The organism is Dyadobacter linearis, assembly GCF_907165045.1.
GTDB lineage: Bacteria > Bacteroidota > Bacteroidia > Cytophagales > Spirosomataceae > Dyadobacter > Dyadobacter linearis.
Map to the genome: position 1 here is coordinate 1,223,851 of NZ_CAJRAU010000001.1, position 26,194 is coordinate 1,250,044.

The 26,194-nt window shown below is 45.8% G+C and carries 22 protein-coding genes and 1 other RNA gene; 8 read left to right on the forward strand and 15 right to left on the reverse strand.

The annotated features are described in order from the left end of the window. Positions 1 to 50 precede the first annotated feature (50 nt). The 8 genes from KOD92_RS05045 to fabG all read right to left on the reverse strand — a co-directional run bounded on the left by KOD92_RS05045 (position 51) and on the right by fabG (position 9,179). Positions 51 to 764, reverse strand: a complete 714-nt coding sequence (locus KOD92_RS05045) for a 30S ribosomal protein S16 (RefSeq protein WP_406566155.1) — start codon at positions 762 to 764, stop codon at positions 51 to 53. Positions 765 to 832: 68 nt separating this feature from the next. Further along, positions 833 to 2,245, reverse strand: a complete 1,413-nt coding sequence (locus KOD92_RS05050) for an OmpA family protein (RefSeq protein ID WP_229254528.1) — start codon at positions 2,243 to 2,245, stop codon at positions 833 to 835. A gap of 153 nt (positions 2,246 to 2,398) precedes the next feature. Then, an RNA gene (gene rnpB, locus KOD92_RS05055) (RNase P RNA component class A) lies at positions 2,399 to 2,809 on the reverse strand. A gap of 108 nt (positions 2,810 to 2,917) precedes the next feature. Then, entirely contained in the window at positions 2,918 to 4,258 is a 1,341-nt protein-coding gene (locus KOD92_RS05060; protein WP_215232402.1) for a DUF4403 family protein, read from the reverse strand. Positions 4,259 to 4,352: 94 nt separating this feature from the next. Next, positions 4,353 to 5,336 (reverse strand): Smr/MutS family protein, encoded by a 984-nt coding sequence (locus tag KOD92_RS05065; protein ID WP_215232403.1) that lies wholly within the window; start codon positions 5,334 to 5,336, stop codon positions 4,353 to 4,355. A gap of 35 nt (positions 5,337 to 5,371) precedes the next feature. Continuing rightward, a complete protein-coding gene (locus tag KOD92_RS05070) occupies positions 5,372 to 6,295 on the reverse strand; it encodes a DUF2279 domain-containing protein (protein ID WP_215232404.1) in 924 nt (307 codons plus the stop codon). Beyond that, positions 6,282 to 8,357 (reverse strand): VWA domain-containing protein, encoded by a 2,076-nt coding sequence (locus KOD92_RS05075; RefSeq protein ID WP_215232405.1) that lies wholly within the window; start codon positions 8,355 to 8,357, stop codon positions 6,282 to 6,284. The genes KOD92_RS05070 and KOD92_RS05075 overlap by 14 nt, the downstream gene beginning before the upstream one ends. 75 nt (positions 8,358 to 8,432) lie before the next feature. Beyond that, positions 8,433 to 9,179, reverse strand: a complete 747-nt coding sequence (fabG, locus tag KOD92_RS05080; protein ID WP_215232406.1) for a 3-oxoacyl-[acyl-carrier-protein] reductase — start codon at positions 9,177 to 9,179, stop codon at positions 8,433 to 8,435. Between the two features lie 189 nt (positions 9,180 to 9,368). Here fabG and KOD92_RS05085 point away from each other — a divergent pair, with 189 nt between their 5' ends. After that, the gene (locus KOD92_RS05085; RefSeq protein WP_215232407.1) at positions 9,369 to 10,082 is read left to right on the forward strand and encodes an SDR family oxidoreductase; all 714 of its coding nucleotides are present in this window, start codon (positions 9,369 to 9,371) and stop codon (positions 10,080 to 10,082) included. On the opposite strand, the gene KOD92_RS05090 is transcribed toward KOD92_RS05085, so the two are convergent. The 3 genes from KOD92_RS05090 to KOD92_RS05100 are packed head-to-tail and all read right to left on the reverse strand — an operon-like array spanning position 10,083 to position 12,703. Next, a complete protein-coding gene (locus KOD92_RS05090) occupies positions 10,083 to 11,153 on the reverse strand; it encodes a hypothetical protein (RefSeq protein ID WP_215232408.1) in 1,071 nt (356 codons plus the stop codon). After that, the gene (locus KOD92_RS05095) at positions 11,150 to 11,788 is read right to left on the reverse strand and encodes an ABC transporter ATP-binding protein (protein ID WP_215232409.1); all 639 of its coding nucleotides are present in this window, start codon (positions 11,786 to 11,788) and stop codon (positions 11,150 to 11,152) included. Before KOD92_RS05095 ends, KOD92_RS05090 begins: the two co-directional genes overlap by 4 nt. Further along, positions 11,789 to 12,703, reverse strand: coding sequence for a hypothetical protein (locus KOD92_RS05100; protein ID WP_215232410.1), 915 nt, complete (start codon positions 12,701 to 12,703; stop codon positions 11,789 to 11,791). It lies immediately after the preceding gene. Positions 12,704 to 12,951: 248 nt separating this feature from the next. On the opposite strand from KOD92_RS05100, the gene KOD92_RS05105 reads away from it, so the two are divergent. From KOD92_RS05105 to KOD92_RS05125, 5 genes are all read left to right on the forward strand, one after another. After that, a complete protein-coding gene (locus tag KOD92_RS05105; RefSeq protein WP_215232411.1) occupies positions 12,952 to 13,986 on the forward strand; it encodes an isoaspartyl peptidase/L-asparaginase family protein in 1,035 nt (344 codons plus the stop codon). 54 nt (positions 13,987 to 14,040) lie between these two features. Next, positions 14,041 to 15,462, forward strand: a complete 1,422-nt coding sequence (locus tag KOD92_RS05110; protein WP_215232412.1) for an alpha-L-fucosidase — start codon at positions 14,041 to 14,043, stop codon at positions 15,460 to 15,462. A gap of 74 nt (positions 15,463 to 15,536) precedes the next feature. After that, a complete protein-coding gene (locus KOD92_RS05115) occupies positions 15,537 to 16,031 on the forward strand; it encodes a hypothetical protein (RefSeq protein ID WP_215232413.1) in 495 nt (164 codons plus the stop codon). Further along, entirely contained in the window at positions 16,028 to 16,195 is a 168-nt protein-coding gene (locus KOD92_RS05120; RefSeq protein WP_215232414.1) for a hypothetical protein, read from the forward strand. Before KOD92_RS05115 ends, KOD92_RS05120 begins: the two co-directional genes overlap by 4 nt. 39 nt (positions 16,196 to 16,234) lie before the next feature. Further along, the gene (locus KOD92_RS05125; RefSeq protein ID WP_215232415.1) at positions 16,235 to 17,698 is read left to right on the forward strand and encodes an alpha-L-fucosidase; all 1,464 of its coding nucleotides are present in this window, start codon (positions 16,235 to 16,237) and stop codon (positions 17,696 to 17,698) included. Positions 17,699 to 17,739: 41 nt separating this feature from the next. Here the strand turns inward: KOD92_RS05125 and KOD92_RS05130 are convergent, their stop codons facing one another. Beyond that, positions 17,740 to 18,816 carry a glycoside hydrolase family 76 protein gene (locus KOD92_RS05130; protein ID WP_215232416.1) on the reverse strand — a complete coding sequence of 359 codons (1,077 nt, stop codon included), beginning with the start codon at positions 18,814 to 18,816 and terminating at the stop codon, positions 17,740 to 17,742. A 398-nt stretch (positions 18,817 to 19,214) separates the two neighbouring features. Between KOD92_RS05130 and KOD92_RS05135 the strand changes: the two genes are divergently transcribed. Next, entirely contained in the window at positions 19,215 to 22,532 is a 3,318-nt protein-coding gene (locus KOD92_RS05135; protein ID WP_215232417.1) for a SusC/RagA family TonB-linked outer membrane protein, read from the forward strand. A 45-nt stretch (positions 22,533 to 22,577) separates the two neighbouring features. Then, positions 22,578 to 24,236 (forward strand): RagB/SusD family nutrient uptake outer membrane protein, encoded by a 1,659-nt coding sequence (locus tag KOD92_RS05140; protein ID WP_215232418.1) that lies wholly within the window; start codon positions 22,578 to 22,580, stop codon positions 24,234 to 24,236. A 94-nt stretch (positions 24,237 to 24,330) separates the two neighbouring features. Here the strand turns inward: KOD92_RS05140 and KOD92_RS05145 are convergent, their stop codons facing one another. The 3 genes from KOD92_RS05145 to KOD92_RS05155 all read right to left on the reverse strand — a co-directional run bounded on the left by KOD92_RS05145 (position 24,331) and on the right by KOD92_RS05155 (position 26,030). Then, positions 24,331 to 24,588: a Txe/YoeB family addiction module toxin gene (locus KOD92_RS05145; protein WP_215232654.1), complete on the reverse strand. Its 258-nt coding sequence runs from the start codon at positions 24,586 to 24,588 to the stop codon at positions 24,331 to 24,333. After that, a complete protein-coding gene (locus KOD92_RS05150; protein ID WP_215232419.1) occupies positions 24,588 to 24,794 on the reverse strand; it encodes a type II toxin-antitoxin system Phd/YefM family antitoxin in 207 nt (68 codons plus the stop codon). The genes KOD92_RS05145 and KOD92_RS05150 overlap by 1 nt, the downstream gene beginning before the upstream one ends. 69 nt (positions 24,795 to 24,863) lie before the next feature. Next, a complete protein-coding gene (locus KOD92_RS05155; RefSeq protein WP_215232420.1) occupies positions 24,864 to 26,030 on the reverse strand; it encodes a LacI family DNA-binding transcriptional regulator in 1,167 nt (388 codons plus the stop codon). Positions 26,031 to 26,194 lie beyond the last annotated feature (164 nt).

Genomic DNA, 26,194 nt, shown 5'->3' on the forward strand with positions numbered 1-26,194 from the left:
GAGTCTGCACGGAATTACCGACAGACCCATCAAAAGCATTGAAGCAATAATTATTCCGCAGATTTTTCCGGAGTTGTAGCAGCAGGTGCTTCGGTTTCGGTTGCAGCTTCGGGTGCTGTTTCAGCTTCCGTTGCAGTTTCAACTTCCGGTGCAGTTTCAGTTGCGTCAGAAACTTCTCCTGCAACTTCGTCCTGTACTTCTTCAACCTCTTCAACTTCACTAACCGGCTCAACAGGAGGCGCATTTTTCTTAGCAATCGCTTCTGCACGAGTTTGGCTCACTTTACGTTCTGCATCCAGTTTCGCCTGCTTTTCAGCATTTTGTTTCTGAGACATTGAATCAGCCGCGGTAGCTTTACGGTCTGTTTTAGATCCCTTCCACTCTTCGAAACGTGTATCTGCAACTTCTTGTGTGATTGCACCTTTCAACACACCAACTTGCAAGTGTTTACGTAACAAAACACCTTCGTGTTGCAAAATTGAACGTGCTGTGTCAGTTGGCTGAGCTCCTTTCAAAAGCCAGTCAACCGCTTTGTCCGATTCCAAAACGATGGAAGCAGGATTTGTACCTGGGTTGTAGATACCCAATTTTTCGATGAAGCGACCATCACGTGGTGCTCTGGCATCTGCTACTACGATATCGTAGATCGCTTTCTTTTTGCGTCCACGACGCGCTAACCTAATTTTAACTGCCATTTTGAATTTGTTATAGCGGGAACTCGTCCCTTGATTAAACAGGGTGCAAATGTAAGAAATTATCTCCATTTTTAATATGGAGGCATAAAAAAAGGGAAGACATTGCTGTCTTCCCTTTGTATTTTTTTCCCTCCGGACTACCTGCGGAAACCAGCAGGATATGTAGAGCGGATCGAGTTGTTTGGCAATATTTTGATTTCAACACGACGGTTAGACTGCAAGCCTTCCACTGTTGTATTCTCTGCGATCGGGCGATATTCACCGTAGTATTCAGCGATGATACGGCTTGGATCTGTCAGACCTGCACGAACCAGGAATCTTTTCGCTGCATCAACCCTGCGACGTGAAAGTGAAACGTTATAGCTATCAGAAGCACGTGCATCTGTATGACCTACAAGTACGATACGGCAGTTAGTACGCATGTTCAACAGCTCAACTACTTTGCTCAATGTTTCTTTCGAAGGATTGCGGATAATTGCTTTGTCAGTGTCAAATTCGATGTTACTGAACAATGCTTCGCACTCGTCTTTCGGCAGGTTGTTTTTGATAGCGTCTCTGATGATCTTATCGATATCCAATGCAACACCACCACCTGAAACAATGCTACCAGCAGGAGTATTAGGTTCTTTGTCGAACAAATCTGCCACACCGTCACCATCAGTATCTGTGTAAAGACGCGGATCAACCGGCTTAGGCATGTTCGCTTTTGCGATTGAATCTGCATCTTCCATAGTTGGGTTGTATGGAACAGGTATCAATTGCTGAGGATTTGCCCAGCGTAGGTGATAACGTCCGCTGGCTGCATCGTATTTACCGCCTTTTGCTCTTACTGCATTTTTACCCAGTTTATAAGTTAATGCAAGAGAAAGCATTCCGTAAGCATCGTTTCTTGAATCTCCTTTTGCAAACGTCCAGATACCATCTTGTTTCACGTAGTCACTCAAACCACCGACAGTAGCATCTAGTTTTTCGGTATTTACAAAGTTATGCGTGTAATCAAGGCCAAGATCAAATCTAGGAGTCAGCTCATAATGCAAAGTAAAACCAGCTGGAACAACCCATTCACGAGTGTACACAGAACCATTACGCTCCCATTTACCTGCTGTTTTAGAACTGTTCTCGGTATTGGTTGAGAAGCTACTTGAAACACCAGTTGTAATATTAGTATAATCTACATCCGTGTGATAATAGATGATACCTGCACCCAAATGAGCGTCAAACTTCCATCTTCTCAGCTTGTTATAACCTAACAGAAGACGACTTACATTCATTGTACCATCCAATGTTACCTGAACAAATGACGGGCTGTTGAATGTAGCACTATAAGTATGATTTGTAATAGAGCTCAGGTGATTGTCTTTCGCTCCCTGCAGACGTCCGTTGTATCCTACAATCTGCACACCGAAAATAGGCGATAACTGCTTATTAATCGAAAGGCCCCAGCCACCGGTGAGTTCTTCTCTATCCCCGCGCTTGAAGCCACTGTATTGCGATAAATCTCCGAAGAATTTGGTAATCCCTCCATATCCGGTAATGGACCAGGTATTCATTTTATTGGGTCCATCATACGTTCGATTTTGAGCGAACGTATCAAAACTCAGCAGGGACAAACAAAGGAAAACAAAGTAAAGATTCTTTTTCTTCATGGGAAACACGCGTTATGTGATTCAATATTGCACTGTAAAATAAACTCAAAAACAAGAAAAAAGGGTAAGCCTATAAGCCGGATTCTGTTCCTTTTGAGCATCTAAACACCCAAAAGACTCCTACCATTTATCCAAAATTCAGGTCACCCTGAATCTCTAACGATCTACCCGTGTCAGCGTTTCGAAAAACGGAAGCGAGTAGCCTCACTAACCAACACCTATTTGATCTTTCAGCCCGTAAGGTTTACCCTGCCCCGTCTGTCACCAGCCGGGCGGTGGGCTCTTACTCCACCGTTTCACCCTTACCTCGGTATATAAAAAACATGCCAAGGCGGTATCATTTCTGTGGCACTGGCTGTCAACAGGCCGTTTCCAATCTGTTGCCTTCCCGTTAGGAAGTACGGTACTCTATGCTGCCCGGACTTTCCTCTTCGATAAAATTACCGCAGCGGTAGGACAGCTCACTCCTTTCCTCTGACCACAAAGCTAACAAATACTTTCTTTTGATTAGCAGTCAATATACTATAAAAAGTAAAAATTTATGGTACAGATACGCATTATTCCATTGGTTTTCTGTCAGATTCCCTTCATTCCGTCGACCTTCAAATTCACTTTTCCGTGTGCAAAAACGACTGAATATAAATGTTTTGGAGTAAGATAAACTTTGTCCGGCTGAATGTCCGAAAGCGTTCCTTTTAGTGTGACTCCGTCTGTAACCTTGTAGTTACCAAGCGCTTTCTGAATTGTCTTTTTCGCTTCGGTGATTTGGTCGCCTACCGGAAAAGTCATTTTCTTCTCCATCATCCTGCTGAACTGCCCCTGCAATAACCAGCCCGCCGTACGTACAATCGTATTTCTGGTTTCGAGGTCATAATCAAGACCTTTTAAAGACAACTGCTGGGTCAACGGATCATAATAAGGTATGCCTTTTAGATAAATATAACCCGAAATGCTACCGGCAAGCCCCGCTTTGATCACCAGCTTGTCATTCTGACCATACAATTCAACAGAAGTAACATTGACTTTATATTGTCCACCTAGAAATGAAAAAGTCTCCCCGGCCATTTTCGCAGTAGCGAGCCGGCCCGCATCCTCATAGGAAACCAGACTAATCAACCCTACCTTAAAATCGTCCGTTACTTTTGGGGTTATCTGTAAGTCAGGCAGTTTTTGAACCGCAGTTACGGTTGGTTTGCTAGCGGAGGTGATTGTTTGGGTATACCCTTTAATACCAAGTACCGCCCGAATCACACCGTTTTTTGCCAGTAGCGGCGTCATTACCACGCTGGTTGGAACTACTACGAGCCAGGTATCATATTCTTCAGCAAGCATAACCGGCTGCCGCACAATGTTCCAGGCCAGTTCAGCATTCTTTTTCAGTTCAAGATTATTGGCTACTTCCTGGTCAATCGCTTCCGTGATCTTGTCAAAATTTTTATTCAGCATCCGGCTCGCCATACTTTTAATAGGAATATTCAGCCCTGCCACCTTCACGCTCGGGTCGGAGATCCAATCATAACTATCTACGTAAGTTTCCGATTTAACCTGCCAGTTTGGAGAAATCCCGATTTTGGAAATCAGTCGAATACGGATTGAGAACTCGGTATCTTTATAACCCGACATCGTAATACCAAGCGGACTGATTTTGTAGCCCGCGCTAACCCAGATCTTTAATGGGACTTCAAAAAGAAAAGAAGAATCAATCGCCACTACACGGATCGGGCTGATCTTCCAAACCTTCGCTTTCAGGTTATCATTATCCTCGTCTTCGTAACTGTTGTCCTCATAAATCAGCCCCTTGATTTTCGCATTGATCTGATTCTCAATTTCCTTCACCGATAATTCGATCGGCACATTCATCACCGACAAATGCTTCTCATTCTGAATTGCCTTATCCGAATACATATATTCTTCCATAGGTGCTTGAGGGGAGGTACTTTTAGGTCGGCACTGCCACTGGCTACAGACAATGGCTGCCAGACAAAAAACATATAATATCCTGGCCAGCAGGTTACTTGATTTTGACGAGGGTCGCACCGTATCCGAATTTGTCTTTTAACGCATCTTTAAAATAAGCCACATGCTTGTTCTTGCTCAGCCGCCGGTGCAATTCATTTTTTAGCGCCCCGCTACCCGCTCCGTGAATGAATGTAATTTCCTCCATTCCATTTGCAATCGCATTTTCAAGATTAGCTTCAAATGCGCTAAGCTGAGTTTTTACAATATTTTCATTAGAAATCCCGGCGGTATCGATCACCAGTTTTTCAATATGCAGATCAACCACCTCATTCGGTTTTTCCAGCTTCAAAGGTTCTGCGCCTGCTCCTCTCAGCATACTCTCTTTCAATGCAGCCGAAAGTTCTGTGTCTGGAAGTACCGGTTCTTTTTTCAGATTTTCTTCGTCGAGCTGATAAATAAATGCTTCCTTTTCCAGTACAGGCGCTTTTCTCTTGCTTTTGTAAAAAGATTGGGCGCGGCACTTTATTTTTTTGGTTAAAGATTGAGGAAACAAATGCTTTCCTTCCCTGAAATACAAAACATTCAGCTCAAAAACAGGCCACTCTTCAAAATCCTTCATCAAAACCTCAGCGAGTTTCTGCGACTGTCGAGGCTGCAAAGTACCCGCGCCCAGCCCGGTTTGCACCTGATTTTGAATGGACGAAGCCGTGAAAGGCAGGATCCAGTCGGTATTGTTAATAATATGTACCGTCAGTGATTTATCATTAATTGATACAAATGCGAGGTAAATACCTTTCTCGGCAAATGGTGCATTGCGCGGAACGATCACGTCTGACTTGGCTGTAACCTTTCCTGTATCCGGCCCCTTTTGCATCCTTTGCGACTCGACGGGCGAAATAGTAACTACTTCGTTGCGCAGCACAGGAATCCTGAAACCATCTTCAATTTCAATTTCAACTACATTTCCCGGTAAAAAAGCATAAATAATGCCTTCTTCCCGCCCATGTACTAGTCTTACTTTATCTCCAATATTCATATTTAAATGATTTATAAACCAGTTCTTCCGGGCTTTCAAAAATAGAAAGGTTTGAATCCCACGCCGTTTCTGCTGAATTGCAGTGCCGGAGCAGGTATCTTCAAAGAATTGGCCAGGAAGCCGATAGTACGAACAAATTTATTCTTGGTTTTGATCTTCGTCAGGTCAATATCGACTGACAAGTAATATTGCCGGTAAGGCCGGTAGCCCATTTTCTTACTCTGACCTACTTCGGCCGAAACCATGTTATGTATCCCGTAACCTACTGAAAAGCAAAGCCACTCCGGCCAGCTACTACCCGGAAAAAACGATTTCGGGCTCGCGGATAACCAATAGGTTTGTCCATTATAATCTTTCAGCCACCGCTCCGACCAGCTTTTCCCAAGCAACTCAGGCCGCACCCGGGCCAGCGAAGTTGCATGAAATGAAAATTTAGGATGGATGCGTACTTCGTCCCACAATGCAACCTGCCCGAGGTACAGTGCCGACCCGGCGATATTCCCGATCATATCGCCGGGTGAAAATCCGTAATCTGGTGAAAATCCGTCGAGGATTTCAATAGGAGTTTGAAAAATAATCCCTGAAACTGCGCCGTAGATGAGCATTTGCTTCTTGGATATCCCCGTTTTCTTATAAAGTGCGGCAGTATGTCTTGCGATCTGGAACGATGTGTAAACGTGCCCCATTTTGTCCATTTGAAGCCACTCGCGGGAATCGTCCTGGATTGTGAAGTTGGTCAATGGATGTTTGTACCAGGATTTGCTTAATCCGTAGATCGTACCCAGGTACAACGCAGATTGGGCCGCGAAAATCCCGCGCAGCATTGCGTAATTGGGACGTTTGATTTCTGTCGAATCGGCGTAAATACTAATTGAAACCGAATCTGTATCCTGCGAATAAAGGGGGTGAAAAAAGCAAGTAAGAACGACGAGAAAAACCAACTTTCTAATATCCGCCATGGTACTTTCTTAATCCCCATTCAGCGCCCAGCAGCAGTATCAGCAAGAAAAACAGCCATTTCATATAAATCAGCTCCACCATTTCTTCTGAACTGTCCAGACGATCAGCGGGGCGGTCGCTTTTTAATTTTTCAACATAAGAGGCCAGCGATGTGGGCGTGATCATTTCACCACCGGAGCGACCGGCCAGCTCGCGCAGCATTCCAAAATCAGCAGTTGTATTATTCAATTCCAGATCCACATTTTTAACAACAAATTGTCCCGCAGACTTCTCCTGACCTGCCCTAAGCGACGCAGAAGCCACATATCGGTACACCCCTTCCTGCAAACCGGTTATATTAAACCTCGGCGATTCGTTGGAATGCGTGTAGGTAAACTGTCTGGTCTTACCCTTTTCGTCCGTAATATCTAGCTTCACTTCCTGCCCGTAAATCGGCTCGTAAATGTCGTTGTAAATTTCAGTTTGAAACGAAACCTGCTCTCCCGCTTCAAATTCATTATTGGTAGGGTAAACCCGGAATTTGCGTTTGTCTTCCCGCAGCGAAAGTATCTGGATCAGTTTCTGAAAAAGGTTATCAACTACCTCTTGCTTATTCGTTTGCGCAAATTCCTCCTGCCGCCATTGCCACAATCCCTCTCCTGCTAACACAGCAATTTTGTTGTCGCTGCTGGTATTCAAAACAAGCAAAGGTTTACTGGTATTCAGTGTCCCCACCTTTTGAAAAAGAATGGTTTCAGTGCCCGAGGACAGGTTATATTCACCAAAAGGAACTGAAAGAGGTGGCAGCCTTTCGAGTAATTTCAAACTCTCCTGATCAAAATTAAGCTGCTGGAATGCAGGATTAAATCGCGCGGTAACCTTATCTAGCTGATTGTTTGAAGTATTGATGATCAGAGAACGATTGAGCGAATTCGCCAGCGGCACGGCAGATTGGTTGCCTAGTATAAAAAATAAAGGTGTTTTCGCGTCGATAAACTTCTTGATCTGAGCGTTACCCAGTCCAAGTACATTAGGGATCTGATGCAGAATTACCAGATCATAAGGTTTCGTAGCTGCGGGAGGATTTGACGAAATAGAGAGGATATTCACATCCACTTCGTAATTCTCATTCGCCTCGATCACACTTCTTAAACTTTTAATATCCGGATGCGGCGCCAGCGCCATAAGCAGTATTTTCTGTTTCCCGTCAATAATATCTATGTAAACATCGCGGCGGTTATTTCGCTTCGACGTTTCGCCGGATACCTGCCCTATTTCGAGGGTAAAATGCTGTACTCCTTTTTGATTAGAGGTGGCTTTGAAGTCAATCGCTTTGAAAAAATCTGCCCGGTCTATCGCTACAGTCTGGCTTTCCAGTACCCGCCCGTTTTGTTTGAGCGTCACCGTAGCTGCCTTACCCGCGAGCCCGTTCGCAGCAATTTCAGCCCGGATCGGGAATTCGTTCCCGAGGTACGCGATCCTGTTATTGACCACATCTTTAATGCGAATATCCAGATCGGGCACCGTGTCGCCCACTGCCAGCGGGCTTACTTTGAAAGGAAAATTATTATAAGCCGGCGAAACGCCCTGATTGACAATACCGTCGGAAACCAGGACCACGTCCGTCAGATTCCGACCTTCAAAATTGCTCCTTATGTTTTGGAGCATGCCGGTCAGGTCTGTTTTGTTTTTATTAAATAGAATAGAATCGGGTGAAACTCTCCCGGGAGTGCTGCCTAATGTTTCAATACTAACCTCAAAACCAGATGCATTCAGCTGCTCGGTAGCATTCGCCACCTCCTTCATTACTGCCTTACCATATTTCCCAACCGACTCCGAATCGTCGATCGCAAAAACGATCTTGGCTTTATCCACCGAAGTCTCCGTTTTCCGAACAAGCGGACTTAGCAGCAAAAAGCATATGATCGCAACCGTAATTCCGCGAAATGCAGCTAGAATATAATTCCACTTTTTACCCCAGGAAGCAGTCGGCTGATACAACAGAAACGCGTACAAAAGCCCCGCCGCAACGCAGAAAATGAGAAACCAGTAAGGAGTTTGAAAGATCAGTTCGGACCGCATGTGCTCGGAGTCAATAGCTGGCAATGTTACAATATACAATGAAACAGCCAGCTATTCTACTAACGCAAAAAGACACTATGTTAACATACCACCATCAACCTGAATCACCTGGCCGGTAATGTACCTGGACAGATCTGAGGCCAGAAAAACGCATGCATCAGCCACTTCTTCAGGCTGACCGCCCCGCTTCATCGGGATAGATTGCTTCCATTCTTCCACCGCTTTTGACTCCACTGCACCCGTCATTTCAGTTTCAATAAAACCCGGAGCAACTGCATTGGACCTGATATTCCGCGAGCCCAGTTCAAGCGCGATAGACTTGGTAAAACCGATAATACCCGCCTTGGAAGCCGCATAGTTGGATTGACCCGCATTGCCGCTGATCCCAACCACAGAAGTGATATTGATAATAGATCCGCTTTTGGCACGGATCATACTTTTAGTAGCCGCTTTGGTTAGATTAAATACAGATTTAAGGTTGATCCTGATCACAGTATCCCATTGCTCCTCGCTCATGCGCATCAAAAGTCCGTCTTTGGTCACACCCGCATTGTTGATCAGCACATCGAGCTTTCCGAAATCGGCAACTACATCGGTTACGAGCTGGTCAGCAGCCTGAAAATCAGACGCGTCGGAACGGTAACCTTTTGCTTTTACACCAAAAGCTTCGAGCTCCTTGGTCAGCGCTTCGCCTTTCTCAACACTGGATAGGTAAGTAAATGCAACATCAGCTCCCTCCTGAGCCAACCTCAAAGCAATGGCACGACCAATTCCTCGGGAAGCTCCGGTCACTAATGCAACCTTGTTTTCTACTATTTTCATAGATGATTTATAAATCTGTCAAAAAGAATAATGGTTGGCAAAAATAGGGTTTTAGATATTACTAAGTGAAAATCGCCGCTATTTTACTGAGAAAGCCGGGCGCCAGGGCGCTTGGGAACGACTATTTTCAAACCTAATCAAATGGATAGCTGTTGTCTTTTCACATTAATAACTATACAAACTTCAACCATGTCAGAATCATCAAAAACCGCACTGATCACCGGCGGCTCAAAAGGAATAGGGTTCGGGATCGCTCAGGTACTTATTAAAGAAGGAATCCGGGTGGCCATAACCAGCCGCTCAAAAGAAAACGCAGACCAGGCTGCCGCCGAGTTGAACAAGATCAGCGAAGGTTTCGCGATCGGGATAGAATCGGATGTAAGAAGCTATGAATCGCAGCAAAAAGCCGTACAAACTGTGCTCGACCAATGGGGCCAGCTGGATTATTTCATTGCCAATGCAGGTGTCGGGCATTTTGCTCCTATTGAAGAACTTACCCCGGAGCAGTGGCAGGAAACAATCGATATCAACCTGACCGGCGTGTTTTTCAGCGCAAAAGCTTCGCTAGCCGCATTAACGAGCACAAAAGGATATTTTATTTCAATCGCGAGTTTAGCAGGTACCAACTTTTTCGAGAACGGAGCTGCCTATAATGCAAGCAAATTTGGATTGGTAGGTTTCTCTCAGGCAATGATGCTGGATGTCAGAAAAGCGGGAATCCGGGTTACTACCATTATGCCGGGGTCTGTGGCGAGCGAGTTCAATAACCACCAGCCTTCCGAAAAAGATGCGTGGAAAATTCAGCCGGAAGATATCGGACAAATCATTTCCGATCTGATCAAATTGCCTGCAAGAACATTGCCGAGCAAAATTGAGGTAAGACCGTCGATGCCTTCGAAGTAGTCAGATTCTAGAACATTTCGGATAAATCCAAACCGAAAACAGCATTCCGCCAGCGATTAGAAGTAGTAGCGGAATTTTATACAAAATCAATAAGGTCAGCCCGACGAATCCAAAGAGAAATACTTTCAGCGGATCTTCGGGCAGACCTTCTTTTTTGTAAAAAACCAGATGTGTTATGGTTAAAATCGTCAATCCCAGTAAGTACAGCTGCATAATTTCACCCACACTTAAAGCTGCATTGCGAACTGCTGCGAGCGTTTCCGGCAAGATAATAATGGCATGAAAAGCGACGATGCGCACAAACCTTCGAAAGGGCGACACCGGCATAGACCGTCCCCAGAGGCACACTTCACTTTCCCATTTAAAAAATTCCAGCGAGATCCCGAAATTGAGCAAATAAGCCAGCGACAATCCGATAGCCGGCAGCCGGAGATCGTAAATGTCAGTTGAATAGTACAGCATCGTGCCCGTAGCCACTAACACCGGTCCCAGTTTTCCAACCAATAATGTAATACCCCGCTCCCGGAACAGCCACTCAAACGCCCAGTAGAGCCACAAAGCCGGTCTGGGAAAAGGCCATTTAATGCCCCCTACCCCGGATTTCACTATATAATTCACCGGATTTCGCAGCCGCCATTCCGCAACGTACGCAAGCAAAGCGCTCAGCAGCAGGTAGTAAATGAATATGGGCCAAACGTTACGGGTGGCCTTTTCAGATACTGCAATGGAAATCAGGTAGATACCATAATATAGAATAGGCTGCAAAAAAGCGAAACCCATGAAGGAGAGTCTTTTAATCCGAATTAATGAAGGCCAGAGGCGCGCTTCGTAGATGAATGTGTATTCGGGCAGTTTCCAGAGTTGTGATAAAAATTGCGCACATAGTAATGCATAAATCAACCAGATACACAGCAAATAGAGCATTCCGTAAGAGCCGGTCAGAAAAAACAGGGCGAATGCACGGTGCTCAGCGCCTCCCAGGAAACCAAACAGGATACCCAGCAAAATCAGGAACATGCCGGCCCGCCGCCTGAAAAATTCGTAGACAGTGGAACTGAGGAGCATTTTCATGAAAGAAAAAGCGGAACCAGCGTTTTATCGCGCAATGCAAAGCTTTGCGTGATTTCCAGACCCTCCTGCTGAAAAGGCTGGTGCGACGAAAGCAGAAATGTAACGCCGGCAGCATGATAAGTCCTGATTATACCGAACAATGCTTCCCGCGCCTGTTTATCAATAGTAATTAGCGGCTCGTCTAGGATAATGATCTTTGGATTACCCAGAAAAGCGACAGCAAGCGAAACCTTCTTGACCATTCCACTGGAACAGCTACCGAAAGTGTTTTTCAAATAATTGATTCCAAGTTGGGAAATCAGCTCTTCCGCCTGTCCTTTAGGCGCTCGTTTGGCTTCGGCGACAAATCTGATCAGATCCTCAGGCGTTAAAAAAGAAGGATACAGAGGTTCCGCTTCACCCAGATTTAATAATAACCTGTATTCGACCGGATGCTTTTTCAGATCAAACTGACCATCGATCAGTACCAAGCCTGTGAAAGGCAGCATACCCGATAACGTCCTGAAAAGCGTCGACTTACCCGCGCCATTTTCGCCTTGAATCCAGTAAATCCCGTGATGAATATGAAAATGTGGGATTACAAGAATTTCCAGATCAGCGTATCGCTGGTGAAGTTCACGGATTTCCAGAACCATTTACAGTTGGGATTGAAATGACTTGGTCTTGGGATCATAGCCGAACTCATCGATGAGCTGCTGCAAGGCTACCGACTCTTCATATTTGTAAAGATCTTTGTCAAAAAGCGCATTGTGACCCGCATTTTTCAAACTGATCCAACTGTGGGTTGCGTAGGGATCGTAATCAAAATGCACAAATGAATGGCCCAGGTTATTCATATCTGCAAACCATTTGACACCCACATCAAGCCTGTCGTAACTTCCAAACGCGGAACCTTTTCCGGCAGGTAACGTGTCTTTCCTGGTTTTTTCCAGATCAATCATCGCCACATATTCATTCAGCCTGCATTCGGGAAGCGGCCAGGGTGCCTTCGGATCCACGACTTCTGTATACGTTGAGGTACGTGCCTGCGGATATTCAGCCGAAATTTTCATCAGTTCCTCGTAACCGGGTTTGTATTGCGTATACATTTCCGAGTGACAGAGCTTGGCAGCGTATGCCGGACATACCCAGCACTGTCCAATCCTCCCGATACCCGAAGCCGGGCCAATACCTTCGAGATATTCCTTGACAAGATCATCTTTGAAATAAACGTCATTATGAATAACCAGCAGGTATTTCCGGTTAGATTTCTCCCATGCATACTGGTACCGGATCGCGCGCCTGAACCATTTGAATTTGAGCAAAAAATCGAATTTGAGATTTTTCGTCCAAAGCCAGAAACTGGGTTTATAGTAGATTATTTTATCACCGAAATGTTTGAAAATGAACTGAAAATTAGAAGGTTCCGGTTGTTTGGCCTCTTCAACGAAATAGATCTTATTGATCCATTCCCCTGAAGTTTTCATGAGAGTAAGCAAAGTAATTGCAGTCTGATAAGGCTTTCCGTAAGCATTTATCGCAACGTCGACACTGGCTTTCTGAGGAGTCATGGAGAAACAGCGCTTATTATTTATTAATATCGTAAAGGGTAATGATCGTAGTTGGTAAGTTCAAATTTCCGGGAAATCCCGGTACAAACAAAATCGCCTGCCCGGGATTAATTATAAGGTATCAAATCGAGGATGAAATTTCGTATTTTCATTTGTCATGACATTCACGGGAAGTATATTTGAAAAATTTTAATTTAATTGGAAGGTATTTTTAAAAATATTAGAAACTATTCCTGACACGTGAACCTATGAAATCCAATCGCAGATCCTTTCTCCGCCTATCGGCTTTTGCATTACCCTTTACCAAAATGAACGAACTGTTTGCGAAAGCGCCAGCAGCCAATATGCCGCTGGTAATTTCGACCTGGGACAGCGGCCAGATCGCGAACGGAGGTGCGTGGCCGATCCTGGAAAAAGGCGGAAAAGCATTGGATGCAGTGGAACAGGCGGCTATCGCAATGGAAAATGAAATCAACTGTTGCGTGGGATTAGGCGGAAATCCAGACCGCGACGGGCGGGTGACATTGGATGCCTGCATTATGGACGATAAGTTCAACTGCGGCTCCGTAGCATTTGTCGAGCGCGTCAAACACCCGGCTACATTGGCGAGAAAGCTGATGGAAAACACGCCGCACGTATTTATGGCGGGAGAAGGTGCGCAGCAGTTTGCAGTAGCGAGCGGGATGAAGCTGGAATCGGGTGAGTTGTCGCCTGACGCTGAAAAAGCTTACAAAGAATGGCTGAAAAAGGCTGAATACAAGCCAATTATCAATATTGAACATCAGCAATCTAAACCAAAAGGACACGGACCATTTGCGCCGAGCCACTTTGACGACGGTTCGGTGAACCACGATACCATGGGAACGCTGGCATTGGATTCCTCGGGTAACCTGTCGGGAATGTGTACTACCAGCGGAATGGGCTTCAAAATGCGCGGCCGCATCGGTGACTCCCCTATTATCGGTTCGGGATTATATGTTGATAATGAAGTAGGCGCCGCCACCGGCTCGGGTCAGGGAGAAGAAGTGATTCGCGTTTGCGGTACACATACTATTGTGGAGTTAATGCGAAACGGTGCTTCACCGACCGAAGCCTGCAAGAAAACCATCGAGCGCATTGTAAAGATCAATCCTGAAAAAGCGAAAAGTTTCCAGGTAGGTTTCATCGCGATCGCCAAAAACGGAGAAGTGGGCGCCTATTCGCTGCAAAAAGGTTTCAACTACACGGTAACAGACAAGTCTGGCAAAGCGAAGGTAATTAATGCAAAAAGCCATTTCTCCTGATCCGAGGGAATTTTCACAGCCTAACATATTAGTAATCCATTACTTTTTCTTGAAATGAATTTAAAGTCAAAAGCATTGCTGCTCGCAGTTTTGCTAGCAGGTAATTTTTCGTTCGCACAGCAGCATTCCGAGCAGGACCATTCCAAATACGTAGCGCCGACCGACCCGCTGGTGCAGCAAAAGCTCGCAAAATGGCAGGATGTAAAATTCGGTCTTTTAATGCATTGGGGCACGTATAGCCAGTGGGGAATTGTGGAATCGTGGTCACTTTGTCCCGAAGATGAAGGCTGGTGTGAACGAAAAGGGCCGCATTCACACGATTGGTACGAATACAAAAAAGCTTACGAGGATATTGCCAAGACATTTAATCCGGTCAAATTTAACCCGGAACGCTGGGCCCAGGCGGCCAAGAATGCGGGAATGAAATATGTGGTTTTCACGACCAAGCACCACGACGGTTTTGCGATGTTTGATTCCAAATACACTGATTATAAGATCACGAATACGCCATTTAAAACAAACCCGAAAAGCAATGTGACCAAAGAAGTGCTGTCTGCATTTCGTAATCAGGGTTTTATGACGGGTACGTACTTTTCAAAACCAGATTGGAATACTGAATTTTACTGGTGGAAATATTTCCCGCCAAAAGACCGGAATGCTTCCTACGATCCTAAGAAACGTCCCGAGCTTTGGAACAAGTTCAAGGATTTCACCTATAATCAAATCGAGGAGTTAATGTCAGACTACGGTTCAGTTGACATTCTCTGGCTCGACGGTGGCTGGGTTCGTCCATTGAATACCATCGATCCGAATATCAGCTGGCAGAAAAGCATTCCTTACGAGCAGGATATCGATATGGCGCGCATTGCAAAAATGGCTCGGTCGCACCAGCCGGGTTTGCTGGTTGTGGACAGAACGGTTACGGGTGAATTTGAAAATTACGTAACACCGGAACAATCTATCCCCGACCATTATATGTCGATACCTTGGGAATCGTGCATGACAATGGGCGATTCATGGTCTTACATTCCGAAAGAGAATTTTAAATCAACCCAAAAGCTGGTGCATACGCTGGTCGATATTATAGCAAAAGGCGGTAACCTGCTATTAAATGTAGCGCCGGGACCCGACGGAGAGTGGCACGAAGAGGCTTACACAAGGTTGGAAGAAATGGGCAAATGGATGAATGTAAATGGAGTGGGTATCTACGAAACCAAGCCGCTCGCACCATACCGGCAGGGAAAATGGGCTTACACTAAAAAAGGTAACACGACCTACGCATTCTATTTGGCCGAAGCCGGCGAAAAGCTTGGTACCAGCCTGAAACCGGAAGGATTGACGATGCCAGCGAATGCGAAGATCACATTAGCAGGAAACAAGAAAGTGCTAAAAATGAAAGGTGGCTCAATCGAAATCCCTGCTAAAACAGCAACTGAAATTGGAGTGCAGCCTGCTTATTTGTTTGTGATTAACTGACAAAATCAGTTATGTACATCGCTTGTTGTGACGCATTGGATAAATCTTATCTTTGCTTAAACAACACACTACAAATGCTGGATTTTGAGATTGACAAACTAACAAATTCAATTGAACACGCACTTACAAATCAGGTTTTCCAAACGCAGCTGGTGCGCGTGTTGTCGGACGCGCGTTTAAACAAAAAAAACTGGGTATTTGATTGGAAACTGGAATTATCGGATCCAGCGAGAAGAGTTTATAAACTTGTAACTGTTGCCGAACCTAACCTGGTCCATGGTTTGATAAGCATTGGTTTCAACGAAGACCACGTTTATATGCACCTACTGGAGAATGCTGCTTTTAACAAAGGGCATTCAAAATTGTACCGGGGAGTTGCAGGAAATCTCGTAGCGTTTGCCTGCAAGTCAAGCTTTGAGCACGGTTTTGATGGAATTGTCGTTTTTGAATCAAAGACCAGCCTGATTGATCACTACAAGCAGACCATGGGTGCAAAAGTCCTGGCAAGAAACAGGTTGTTTATTGATACATTGGAAGCTAGTATGCTTGTTAAACGATATTTCAAATGAAACCAGACTTCAAAACACTAGATAAAGCTGATCTCGAAGTAGTCAGTAAAACACTAAGTAAGTCAGACTTAGAGGAAATTTCTACTTTGCTAAGAGTTAAAAAAGCTAAACGTATTTTGGCTATTACTCCGTTGAAAAATGCCAGATCTCCCCAGAAGCACTAACTAATATTCCTTTCTGCAAATAATAGCAATCCCTTTAAAATGATCAGACATTTAACTGCGCTACTCCTCTTAACCCACGCGCTATCTTTTGCCCAAACTCCGCCAAAACCTTACGGCGCTACTCCTGCTCCAAGGCAGGTACTTTGGCACCAAACCGAGGTTTACGGGCTGATCCACTTCACTCCTACTACTTTTGAAAACAAGGAATGGGGTTTCGGGGATGCGGATCCGAAGTCATTTAATCCCAGCGATTTCAATGCAGAACAGATCGTACTGGCAGCAAAAGCCGGCGGGTTAAAAGGAATTGTATTGGTAGCCAAACACCACGACGGATTTGCGCTCTGGCCTACCAAAACTACAGAATATAACATCACAAAAAGCCCGTTCCGCGATGGAAAAGGTGATCTGGTGAAAGAAGTTGCCGATGCAACCCGCAAGCACGGACTAAAATTTGGTGTGTACTGCTCGCCCTGGGACCGTAATAATGCGAAATACGGAACGCCCGAATACCTGGCGATTTACCGCGAGCAACTGCGTGAACTGTATACCAATTACGGAGAACTTTTCATGTCGTGGCACGACGGCGCCAACGGAGGCGACGGGTACTATGGTGGTGCGAAGGAAAAACGCTCTATCGACAATACAACTTACTACCAGTGGGACTCGACCTGGACAAACCTTACCCGCAAATTACAACCTAATGCCAACATTTTCAGCGATATAGGCTGGGATGTACGCTGGGCTGGAAATGAGGACGGAAGTGTAAATGAAACCTCCTGGGCCACATTAACCCCAAAACCTTCGGAAGGTCAGAATGTAGCTGTACCAGGCCAGGCAAATGCGACTGAAAACCCGGGCGGTACCCGAAATGGGAAGTTCTGGATCCCGGCAGAATGCGATGTTCCGCTGCGCAAAGGCTGGTTTTACCACCCGAATGAAAAACCGAAAACGCCCGAAAAGCTATTTGATCTTTACCTGAAAAGCGTAGGTCGCGGCGCGGCGCTGGATCTTGGACTCGCGCCGGATACCCGTGGACAATTGCACGCCGACGATGTGGCTGCGTTGAAAGCATTCGGTGACCACGTTAGCCAGACTTTCGCCACCAACCTGGTCGGCAAGGCTACTTCCAAGGCTGTCAATGTAAGAGGGTACAACTCTATTTACAGTGCTAAAAATATCCTCGACGGAAAGCCGGAGAGCTATTGGGCGACGGACGATGATTTCAAAACACCTGAGGTGATCATGGACCTGAGCCAACCGATTGTATTTGACATTATCAGCATTCAGGAGTTCATCAAGCTCGGCCAGCGGATCGAAGAATTTGCAGTCGATGCGTGGCAGGATAACAACTGGAAGGAAATTCACAAAGGTACCAGCGTCGGGGCGAAAAGAATTGTGAAACTGGAAGCACCGGTCACTACACAGAAGGTCAGATTAAGGATCACGAAATCGCCAGTGAGCATTGCGATCAGCGAATTCGGGTTGTATAAAGACTCGGAATAGAATTGAAAAAGGGTTGCCGAAAGACAACCCTTTTTTTGCACTTACTCTTTGGTCAGCCGCGCTAATCTCGCGTACATCTCCACCATCGCGCCCTGGTCGATCAGCGTCTTTTCGGATTTCCTGCCCATCAGATTATTCTCATCCCGTTCCTCTTTCCAGATCCTCTCCGCATCATCGACGAAAAAGCTAAAAATGCTTTTGTCCTTATTTACCTTGTAAAGCGCCTCATATCCCCGCAGGAGCACCACATTAAACCAGTAATTTCCAGGCAGTTTATTATCTACATAAAAGAAATCACGCGCGGCGCCGGCAATTTGGTTCGCCTCTTTCAGATACTTGTCTTCTTTGGTAATTTCATATAGTAACACATTAGATTGCAGCATAGTACCTGTATTATAAGTGTATTTGGCTGAATCAATTTTCATATCCGGGATCTTGATCGCGTCCCAGTAAGTACCGTCTGGCGCGCGCAGATGTTTGTTTGTCCAGGCGTAAAGATCCAGTGCTGTATTCAGGTATTCCGGCTTTTTGTTGATCTTGTACAATTGCAGCGCCACCAGGATCCCAGGCCCGTTTGAGCAGGTATTCTTGGTATTTTTCTCATCTTCTTTCCAATACAGCCCGCCGCCGGATTTTTGATCATAGCCCGTCATCATAAACGTGTAAATCTCTTCGGCCAGCTTAAAATAGGATGGATTTTTGGTCCGTTCGTAAGCATCGAGCGCCGCTATTGCGATCCATTGATTATCGTCATAAAACCGGGAATCCTTTTGCTCTTTGGTTACATAAGCCTGATAACCCGACGCGGGCGGATTGTTGTTTTTGTATTTCGCTATTGCATTCAAAACCGGTTTCAATAACTCCTTTTCAGAAAGAGTCGCCTCCGCTTCATTTTCGGCTTGCATTAATGCACAGAGCGGCCAGAGATATGAATGTGGCTTTTCATTCTTTCCGTTCGTTTCAATGTACAAGCCTGTTTTTTCATTATAAAATACCTTGTTGATATTCGCATTGATCATCTTGATCCGCTCCTGATAATCTGCTGTTTGCTGTGCATGCCCAGCCAGGAAACACAGACTAAAAAGTAAACACATTACACCTGTTCTTTTCAAACGCATAGTTAAATCGGTTTGGTAATATCCTTTAAACAACGCGGACATATTATTTTACCATCAGTGACATGTCAATTTTAGGTTTTAGTATTCACTTCTGCAAAGTTCGTTTATATCGCATTTAGGAAAATAAAACAATTTTATTTTGATATTCTAAGGATCTGCGAAACACTATTTCATCAAGCTAACACATCACCTATATTTGATTCAGCAAGTGTCCAGAGCCGACGCAATGATTTTCTATTCACCATAAACCACCAGCCTATTCAATAAAAAAGGTGAATGATGTCGCCACATCACCCACCCGAATTAATCCCCAACCAGATTGTGACCGAATTGCTGCCCCGAAAGGAGCGTGGGATTTTGTTTGCCAATTTTTATGAACTAACAAAACGAACAAAAGTATGAAAAAAACCTTTTACCGGCGGAGCCGCCTTCCTAAAAATTTGAGAATCAGGCTCATACAAGTATTAACTATTCTCCCGCTGACAGGCATTTCGCTGAATGGAGCATTCGCAGCCGAAGCAGCAATTAACAGAACCATAGCATCGGTCCGCGGGCAATATGCAGACATTACGATCAAGGGAAAAGTAGCAGACGCAGCCGGCGCCACCATTCCCGGCGCGACGGTTTTATTGAAAGGAAGCTCCTCAGTAGGTACCACCACCGACGTCGACGGCGCCTTTACACTTTTGATCCCGGACGGTAGTACAACGCTGGTCGTTTCTTCGATCGGCTATCTGACCCAGGAAGTGAACATTGCGAACAAGTCGCAGATTGACATTGTACTGCAATCGGATGTAAAAGCATTGAGCGAAGTAGTCGTAACCGGTTATTCATCTCAATCCAAAAGAGATATTACCGGCGCCGTTTCGACAGTGGACGCGACTGAGCTGACCAAAGTTGCGGCTCCTAACGTAGCCCAGCAGTTACAGGGACGTGTGGCCGGGGTAACCGTTACTTCCAACAACACGCCCGGCGGTGAAGCCACGGTCCGCATCCGCGGTTTTGGTACGATCAACAACAACGATCCTCTGTACGTGATCGACGGTGTTCCTACCAAAGGCGGCCTCAACAGCATTAACCCGAACAATATTGAGTCGATGCAGGTTTTGAAAGATGCCTCCTCCGCTTCCATTTACGGTTCAAGAGCTGCCAATGGGGTTATTATCATCACTACTAAAAAAGGAAAAGCGGGTGCAGCGAGGTTTACATTTAACTCTCGCGCAGGTTTGCAAACGGGCAAAGTCGATCTGGACCTGATCAAGGATCCGCAGCAATTCGGCGACCTGTTATGGACGCAGCGCCGGAACGCAGGTGTATTGACGAATGGAAACCCGTCGCACCAGCAATATGGTAACGGGCCAAGCGCAGTGGTTCCTGATTATATCCTTGCTGGATCAAGCTACGGGCTTTCTGCGGGCGATCCAAAAGTAGATCCGGCGCTGTATAACTACAACCGCGCAGGTTTTTATCAAATTGTAGAGGCTAATAAAGAAGGTACCGACTGGCATAAGGAAATACTCCGGCCGGCTGCGATCCAGGAATATAACATTGGCGCAACAGGTGGTACTGAAACCGGCCGCTACGCGATCGCATTAAACTATTTCAAGCAGGACGGGGTATTGATCCATACTTCTTTCAATCGTTATTCGCTGCGCTCCAACACAGAATTTACGTTTAAAAAACGAATTCGCTTGGGTGAAAACCTCGAAGTGAGCTACACGGAAAACAAAGGTTATTATGCCAACAACGGCACTGCAAGTACGCTGAATAACCAGGATGGTAACCCCGTTGGAAATGGATATCGCATTCCGTCTATCATTCCGGTTTATGATATCATGGGCAATTTTGCTGCGACGAGAGCCGCTGGTCTTGGACCTGCTACCAACCCGGTTGCGCAGCTGGCACGTACTAAAAACAACCAGACCAACAACTTCCGCGCATTCGGTAATGCTTACATGGAGATCGATATCCTCAAAGATCTGACTGCTAAGTCAAGCATCGGTATTGATTTGACTGCATTCAATCGCGTAGGTTACACCCTGCTTGACCTCGAAGAAGCTGAAATCGAAGCTGCAAATGCATTGACGAACGAAAATGCGTACGATCTTAATTGGACGTGGTCAAATACATTGAACTACAACAAAAACATCGGCGCTGATCATAAGATCAACGTTTTGCTTGGAACGGAGGCGATTAAAGGCACCGGACGAAATTTCAATGCGACCCGGACTACATTCTTCTCCGAAGATCCGCAGTATATGTTCCTGAGCTCAGGTACAGCAGGTATCAACAATGCAGGCGGCGGTTACGAATGGGCACTTTTCTCTCTTTTCGGAAAAGTAAATTACTCATTCAAAGACCGTTACCTTCTGGAAGCGACTGTCCGCCGCGATGGTTCTTCGCGTTTTGGTCAAAACAACCGTTACGGAACATTTCCAGCATTCAGTGTGGGTTGGAGGTTATCGGAAGAAGATTTCCTGAAACCACTTACCTGGCTGGATGATCTGAAACTGAGAGGTGGCTGGGGACAAACCGGTAACCAGGAAATTGGTAACTACAATGGTTTCAGCACTTACCGTTCCAACTTAGGCTTGTCTTCTTACGCAATCGGTGGCGGCAACAATGCAGTTGAGCCAGGTTTTGACACAGAAGCATTCGGTAACCCTGATGCGAAATGGGAAACTACAACGCAAACGAACGTCGGTTTGGACGCGACTTTCCTGAAAGGGATGTTCAACTTAAACCTTGATTTGTATAACCGTACTACTTCGGATATGCTTTATCAGGTGGCACTTCCGGCAACCCAGGGTGTAGCTACGATCCCGTTTGTAAACGTGGGCGAAATGAACAACAAAGGAATTGACCTGGCTTTGGATTTCAACAACAAAGCACTCGACGGCGACCTTACTTACTCGGTAGGAGTTAATTTTTCAACCTATAAAAATGAAGTTAGGAAGCTGAACAACAGCTCCTCGGCAGTACTTCTCGGACCTGCGATCCGCAGCTATACCTGGACCCGCTCAGTTGCTGGAATGCCGCTTTATTCATTCTACGGTTTACAAATTGATGGTATTTACCAAAATCAAGGTGAAGTGGACAAGGGACCAAAATATCCTGGCTACGCAGCTGTGGGTAAATACAAATACCACGATACCGACGGCGATGGTACCATTACCGACAACGACCGCAAGTTCCTGGGTAACCCCCACCCTGACTTCACTTACGGTATCAACCTGAATGTAGGTTATAAGAATTTCGACCTTTCGGCTTTCTTCCAGGGTGTAAAAGGAAACGATATCATCAATATGGTGAAACGCTGGGTTGACTTTAATAACCAGGCTGGTAACAGAAGCTTGCGCATGCTGAATGATTCATGGACTCCTGAAAATCCGGATGCAGTACTTCCTATTCTGGACGCAAACGATAGCCGCAGCCAGCAACCTTCGAGCTACTTCATTGAGGACGGTTCTTATTTCCGCATGAAAAACCTGACGCTTGGGTATACTTTACCAAGTACTGTTTTGTCAAAAATCGGGTTTGAAACTGCGCGCGTTTACGTACAGGCTCAAAACCTTTTCACGATCACCAAATACAGCGGTATCGATCCTGAGGTTACTTCTGTGGGTTCAACGCCGGGAAGCACAGTGCTGGGTGTGGATCAGGGAAATTATCCTAATTCCAAAATGTACCAGATCGGTATCAACTTCGGGTTTTAACAACAGGGACAAAACTTTTTATCTGTGAATAATAAGCTAATAGATATGAAAAAGAGCATATTAACTGCAATGGTCTGCGTGGGAATGCTGACTTCCTGCGGCAAAGAGTTTCTGGAAACCACACCACTTGGTGTTGGGAATGAACAATCACTTTCAAATAAAGCGGGCGTAAATGCGGTACTGATCGGAGCATACAGTTTGCTCGACGGTGTCGGCGCCGGCCCGGTCAATACTTCTTCGGTAAGTAACTGGATCTACGGTTCCATTGCTTCCGACGACGCTTACAAAGGTTCCGATGTGGGTGACCAGGCGCAGATCACGACGATCGAGCGTTACATTCCACAGGCGGATATTGGCGCTTACAATGATAAATGGATCGCGGTTTACGACGGCGTTTCCCGCGCCAATAACACGATCAAGCTGATCGGCCTGGCTACCGACATGACCGACGCAGAAAAAACGCAGGCATTGGGCGAAGCGCGTTTCCTGCGTGGCTGGTACCATTTTGAAGCCAAAAAGCTCTGGAACATGGTTCCTTATGTGGATGAAACAGTAACTGACTACATCAATCTTCCAAATGACCAGGATATCTGGCCAAAAATCGAGGAAGATTTTGAGTTTGCGGTGGATAATGTTTCAGCAACGAAAGCACAGGCAGGTCGCGCCAGCAAATGGACTGCGAAAGCTGCATTGGCCAAAGTGCACATGTACCAGCGGGATTACCTGGCTGCGAAACCACTTTTGGATGATATCATTACCAATGGACCTTTTGCATTGGTTACCAGCTTTCACGACAATTTCCGCATTGCAACTGAGAACAACAGCGAGTCGATTTTTGAGGTACAAATGTCGGTGGGTGACGGCGGAAGTGGCCAGAATGGTAGCTGGGGAGATAACTACAACTTTCCTTACGGATCGGCGCCGGGCGGCTGCTGCGGGTTTTTCCAGCCTTCTCAAAACCTTGTGAATGCATTTAAAACAGATGCAGCGGGTTTGCCTTTGCTGGATACTTTCAATGATGTAGATGTGAAAAATGATGAAGGGCTTACTTCGTCGGATCCATTCACTCCTTACGAAGGAACCCTTGATCCAAGACTCGACTGGACTGTGGGCCGCAGAGGCTTACCGTTCCTGAACTGGGGTACACACCCAGGCAGAAACTGGATCCGCGACCAGGCTTTCGGCGGTCCATATACGTTCAAGAAGTTCTTCGCTTATAGTGGTGAAAATGCAGGTGCTGAATCGCCTCGTGCGAATGCAAACAACTACCGTGCGATCCGATTTGCGGATGTACTCTTAATGCGTGCGGAAGTAGCAGTGGAAGAAAATGACCTTGCTACTGCTCTGAAACTGGTTAATCAGGTAAGAATGCGCGCGGCAAATGTGGTAGTGATGGATGCAAGTGGAAAACCTGCGGCCAACTATCTTGTGAAGCCTTATCCAGCTTTTGCTACTCAGGATTATGCAAGAAAAGCAGTTCGTTTCGAGCGCCGCGTGGAGCTTGCTATGGAGGGTCACCGTCATTTCGACCTCGTTCGCTGGGGCGTCGCTGATAGCGTGCTAAACGCTTATCTGGCGAAGGAAAGCGTAAAAAGAAGCTACCTGAAAGGGGCTACTTTCGTAAAAGGAAGAAACGAATACTTCCCAATCCCACAAGCGCAGATTGACATTATGGGAGCAAATGTTTTGAAGCAGAATCCTTAGTTTTTATTGCCACGAATGCACCGCAGCGGCGGCCGCGAATAAGGCACGAAGTCATTCGTGTTAATTCGTGCATTCGTGGCATTAAAAATGAAAGCTACCTCCCATAATGAAATCGGCAGCGGACAATGATGATTAAATCTTTCTCAACTTTATAGACCAGGCGATGTTCTTCGTTGATGCGTCTTGACCAATGACCTGAGAAATTCGAGCGGAGCATTTCCGGTTTTCCTTTTCCCTCAAACGGCGTTCTCAGGCATTCTTTGATAAGCTCATTGATTTTTTTCGCGATACTCTTATCTGATATTTGCCACTCCAGGTAATCTTCCCAGGCGCCTGTCTCCCAGGCGAGCATCATGGTTCGATCAGGTCCCGAAAGATGAACTTGCCATTTTTAACATCTTCAATCGCTTTCAGCAAAAGCTCCCTGTTTCTGGGATCGCTCATTAAGTAGTCAGTAGTGTCCATTTGGGCAGGCGATTTCTTCTGAACTCTAGCAGTTCTTAAAAAATCCCGGATCGCTCGTCTATCCCTTTTTGGCGGCATTGTAAGTCTTATCATAATGAAGATTTAAAATGTAAAGTATGTGTCATGAAATGAGGAACCAGGACAAATATAGAAAAATATCACTTACCTCTCCCGCACCGACGATCCCCTCACAATTAGCTCCGTTTTCAAGATCTTCCGCTCGTGCACAGGTATTTCCTCTGTATCGACCAGCTCTAAAATCCACTCCGCAGTAGCCTGGCCCATCTCCATTGTCGGCTGCCTGATCGTGGTCAGGCCGGGTCCAATGTACGCGGACTCGGGATTATCGCTGAAACCTACAACCCCAAGATCTTCCGGGATCCGGATGCCCTTTTCTCTCGCCATCAACATAATTTCTATTGCCGCCGAATCATTTACTGCGAAGATTGCATCAGGCCGCTCTGCCAGATCGAGCAGGTATTGACCGTAAATTCTTGCTTTTTGCTGAGTTAGCATTCCCTGAATTACCATGTGGTCTTCAATGCTTTTTCCGTATTTCTCCATCGCTGCCTTGTAACCTCTTAATCGCTCACGGCTCACCAGCAAATTGAGCGGCCCGCCAAGGTGCGCCACTTTTTCATATCCATTGAGCAACAAATGCTCCACTGCCATAAAAGCAGACTCAAAATCATTCACCACCACTTTCGGTACGTCGATCTGCTCACATACCCGATTGAAAAGAATGAGCGGTATCCCACGTTTCTCAAATACCTCTAAATGGTCAAAATTGTTGGTTTCCTGTGTTAGTGAGATCAGCAGCCCGTCTACCCGATTGGCCAGCATTGCCTTTGTATTGGAAATTTCTACCTGGTAGGACTCATTACTTTGCATGATCGTCAGGTTGTAGCCTGCCTTTGTCAGCACCTCGTGCGCACCGATGATCACATTGGGAAAGAACGGATTGTGGAACTCCGGTACGATCATGCCGATCGTATTCGTGCGGCTCTTCACCAGATTATAGGCCAGCTGATTAGGTTGATAGTCGAGCAGCGCGGCAGTATCCAGCACAGCCTGCCGGGTTTCCGGACTGATATCCGCATGTCCATGCAATGCGCGTGAAACTGTCGAGTTGGAAACGCCAAGCGTTTTGGCAATATCAATGATCGTCGTTTGATGCCGTCTCCTCTTTTGCTGAACTGCCGCAGAAACGTCCTTTTCCTGGATTGTAAAATAATAGTTGCACGGCTTGCACAGGAATCGCTGCTTGCCTCGTACATACCCCGCCTTCATAATTCCTTCAACCTGTCCGCACTTCACGCACTTGATCATTTCAATTGTACTATTTAAATAAATAACCTCCAAACCAGCCTATTCGCATCATTATCGAAATCACAAGGCAAAAATAAAGAATTATCATATTATTAACTTATAAAACCATATATCGGCAACGTATTCGCAAACGTTCCCGATAGTTTTTGATCAATTTTGAGATT